This is a genomic window from Bradyrhizobium sp., from assembly GCF_049798375.1.
Classification (GTDB): domain Bacteria; phylum Pseudomonadota; class Alphaproteobacteria; order Rhizobiales; family Xanthobacteraceae; genus Bradyrhizobium.
The window spans coordinates 1-4,097 of record NZ_JBARGP010000493.1 but is presented as its reverse complement, the minus strand read 5'-3'; the positions used below and the strand labels follow the sequence as shown (position 1 = coordinate 4,097).

Annotated in this window: 4 protein-coding genes; all 4 read left to right on the top strand. The window is 65.5% G+C overall.

What is annotated here, in order from left to right:
* On the top strand, nt 1–911 hold a 911-nt coding region (eno, locus tag WA702_RS20165; protein ID WP_425112308.1), incomplete at its 5' end, for a phosphopyruvate hydratase.
* Between the two features lie 31 nt (nt 912–942).
* Nucleotides 943–2,085: a zinc-binding dehydrogenase gene (locus WA702_RS20160; RefSeq protein ID WP_425112307.1), complete on the top strand. Its 1,143-nt coding sequence runs from the start codon at nt 943–945 to the stop codon at nt 2,083–2,085.
* A 249-nt stretch (nt 2,086–2,334) separates the two neighbouring features.
* Entirely contained in the window at nt 2,335–3,504 is a 1,170-nt protein-coding gene (locus WA702_RS20155) for a serine hydrolase domain-containing protein (RefSeq protein WP_425112306.1), read from the top strand.
* A gap of 136 nt (nt 3,505–3,640) precedes the next feature.
* Nucleotides 3,641–4,097 (top strand): NADPH-dependent FMN reductase (locus WA702_RS20150; RefSeq protein ID WP_425112305.1); only part of this gene is annotated, 457 nt, incomplete at its 3' end.

Here is a 4,097-nt window from a genome sequence, read left to right as displayed (position 1 = left end):
CCTACGACCTGCCGCTCTACCGCTATGTCGGCGGTACCGCGGCGCGCACCCTGCCGGTGCCGATGATGAACATCGTCAATGGCGGCGTGCATGCCGACAATCCGATCGACTTCCAGGAATTCATGATCATGCCGGTCGGCGCGTCCTCCTTCGCCGAAGCGCTGCGCTGCGGCTCGGAGATCTTCCACACGCTGCGCGGCGAGCTGAAGAAGGCCGGCCACAACACCAATGTCGGCGACGAGGGCGGGTTCGCCCCGAACCTGCCGTCGGCCGACGCCGCGCTCGAATTCGTCATGGCTGCCATCGGCAAGGCCGGCTACAAGGCCGGAGGCGACGTGATGCTGGCGCTGGACTGCGCCGCCACCGAGTTCTTCAAGGACGGCAAATACGTCTACGAAGGCGAGAAAAAGACCCGCTCGGGCTCCGAGCAGGCCAAATATCTCGCCGATCTCGCCGCGCGCTATCCGATCGTCTCGATCGAGGACGGCATGTCGGAAGACGACATGGACGGGTGGAAGGAGCTGACCGATCTGATCGGCAACAAGTGCCAGCTGGTCGGCGACGATTTGTTCGTCACCAACGTCACGCGGCTCGCCGACGGCATCAAGAACGGCCGCGCCAATTCGATCCTGATCAAGGTCAACCAGATCGGCACGCTGACCGAGACGCTCGCGGCGGTCGAGATGGCCTACAAGGCCGGCTACACCGCGGTGATGTCGCACCGCTCCGGCGAGACCGAGGATTCGACGATCGCCGATCTCGCGGTCGCCACCAATTGCGGGCAGATCAAGACCGGCTCGCTGTCGCGCTCCGACCGCATCGCCAAGTACAACCAGCTGCTGCGCATCGAGGAGGAGCTGGACAGCCAGGCGAAGTACGCGGGCCGCGCGGCGCTGAAGGCACTGGCTTAAGCTGAAGAAGAAACAGGGTAGGGAGGTTGGCATGAGTGACGCGACACATGGTCTGCAACTGCGCTCGTTGATCAAGGCGAGCGGTGAGCTGGAAATCTCGTTGCTCGACGTGCCGACCCCCGAGCCAGGTCCCGACGAGGTCGTGGTGCGGGTCGAGGCGACGCCGATCAATCCGTCCGATCTCGGGCTGCTGACCGGCGCCGCCGACTTGTCGACGCTCAAGGCGTCGGGCACCAAGAGCCATCCGGTGATCACGGCGAAAGTGCCCGAGGCCGGCATGCGCGCGATGGCCGGGCGGCTCGATCAGTCGATGCCGGTCGGCAACGAGGGCGGCGGCGTGGTCGTCAAGACCGGCTCGTCGGATGCCGCCAAGGCGCTGATGGGCAAGACAGTCGGGATGATCGGCGGCGCGATGTACGCGCAATATCGCTGCCTGAAGCTCTCCGAATGCCTGGTGCTGCCGGATGGCACGACACCGGCCGAGGGCGCCTCCTGCTTCGTCAATCCGCTGACCTCGCTCGGAATGACCGAGACGATGCGGCGCGAAGGGCACACCGCGCTGATCCACACCGCGGCCGCCTCCAATCTCGGCCAGATGCTGAACAAGATCTGCCTCAAGGACGGCATCGCGCTGGTCAATATCGTGCGCAGCGCCGAGCAGGCCGAGATCCTGCGCAAGATCGGCGCCAAGCATGTGGTCGACTCGACGTCGGCAAACTTCATGGACGAGCTGATCGCGGCGCTGGTCGCGACCGATGCCACCATCGCGTTCGATGCGATCGGCGGCGGCAAGCTCGCCGGCCAGATCCTGGCTGCCATGGAGGCGGCGATCAACAAGTCGGGCAAGCACGGTTACAGCCGCTACGGCTCCAGCGTGCACAAGCAGGTCTACATCTACGGCAGCCTCGATACCCGCCCGACCGAGATCACGCGCTCATTCGGCATGGCCTGGGGCGTCGGCGGCTGGCTGCTGTTCCCGTTCCTGATGAAGATCGGGCAGGCCGACGGCCAGCGCCTGCGCCAGCGCGTGGTCGACGAGCTGAAGACCACCTTCGCCAGCACCTACACCAAGGTGGTGTCGCTGGCCGAGGCGCTCGATCCCGCCAATATCGCTGCTTACGCCAAGCGCGCCACCGGCGAGAAATTCCTGATCAATCCGAACAAGGATATGTGACGTTCGGTCGGTCAGTCGTCATTGCGAGGAGCGAAGCGACGAAGCAATCCAGACTTGCTTCCTGGCTCTGGATTGCTTCCGCCGTCGCCCTTCGGGCTATGGCGGACACGTCGCTGCGCTCGCAATGACGGAGCACTGAGCTAGCCGTCCCGCCAAGGGCGGCCGGCCTGCAGTTGAGGCGCAGGGCAGGTGGTGCTGCGCCGGGATGACGACTAAGATCCGCGTTCTGCTTGCCCTCACGGATTCCGCATGTCGACCGATCCTTCGCCCGCCAGCGCCGACCTCTCGAACTGGCGCACGGCGCCCTACAGCCGCTGGGCGTTCCGCAACATCCGCTCGCTCCTGCCCGTTGCCGAGATCGAGAGCGCGCCGGGCAGTGCCTGGCCGTTCGGCGCGCATCCGTGCACGTTCGATGGCTTCGGCCTCAAGCTGCCGAACGGCGCCACGCTCGACCTCGCGGGTTTCCTCAAGACCACCGCGACCGACGGGCTGATCGTCCTGCACCGGGGCAAGATCGCGTTCGAATTCTATGACGGCGGCCTCGACCGCGACACACCGCACATCCTGATGTCGGCGACCAAATCCATCACCGGGTTGATGGTGGGCATTCTCGCCGGGCGCGGCGAGCTGGATGTCGACGCGGCGGTGACGGCTTACGTTCCCGAGGTGGCCGAGACGGCGTACCGCGGCGCCACCGTTCGCCAACTGCTGGACATGCGCACAGGCGTCGTGCTCGACGCCGGCGCCTTGCAGGCCTATGCGGATGCCAGCGGCTGGGAGCAATTGCTGCCGGGCGCGACCGCCGACCTGCACGCCTTCTACGCGACCATGCGTGCCAAGGCGACACCGCATGGCGGCCCGTTCGCCTATGTTTCGGCCAACACCGATCTGCTGGGCTGGGCGATCGAGCGCGCCACGGGCCGCAGCTTCGCAAGCCTGGTCGGCGCTCTGTTGTGGAAGCCGCTCGGCGCGAGCGGAGAGACTTTCATCACGACGGATGCCAAGGGCGCGCCGCGCTGCACCGGCGGCTTCTGCGCCACCCTGCGCGATTTCGCCCGGCTCGGTCAGCTCGTGCTGATGAACGGGTGGCGCGATTCCACTCCAATCCTGCCCGAAGGCTGGATCGACGACATCAGGAACAACGGCGACACCGAGGCGTGGCGGCACGGGCAATGGGCCGGCAGCTTTGCCGCGATCAGCCGCAACATGCACTACCGCAGCGGCTGGTATGTCATCAACGATGCGCCGCAGCTTCTGTTCGCGATGGGCATCCACGGCCAGAACCTGTTCGTCGACGCCGCCAATGAGATTGTCATCGCGAAGCTCTCGACCTGGGCGCAGCCGGTCGAAGGCCAATCGATCTGGCTGACGCACAAGGCGATCGCCGAATTCGCCCGCTGCCTTGCTGGCGCGGATTAGCCGAGGTGGACTAACAGGCCGGCATATGCCTAGTTCGGCAACGCTGCGTTTTCGGTCCGGTCGATGCATGCACTTGCATGCTTCTGCCGATTTCGCTTAACTGACCACGGGCATTTCTGGTTCAAAGGACGTTTTCATGGCCGCTTCCCATCCCATCGTCGTGCTCGTCGGCAGCCTGCGCAAGGAGAGCTTTACGCTCAAGATCGCCAACGCCATGGCGAAGCTGGCGCCCGCCAGCCTCAAGCTGGACGTGACCACGCTGCACGGCCTGTCGTTCTTCAACCAGGACCTCGAAGCCAATCCGCCGGCCGACTGGCTGGCGCTGCGCGAGAAGATCCAGGCCTCGAACGGCGTGCTGTTCGTCACCCCGGAATACAACCGCTCGATTCCGGGCGTGCTGAAGAACGCCATCGACGTCGCCTCGCGGCCCTATGGCAAGAGCTCGTTCCTCGGCAAGCCGGTCGGCATCGTCTCCAACTCGCCGGGCCCGCTCGGCGGCGTCTCGGCCGCCAAGCACCTGCAGAACATCCTGCCCGGCATTTCCGGTCCGATCCTCGGCCAGCCCGAGACCTATCTGAACGCGGTCGGCGACG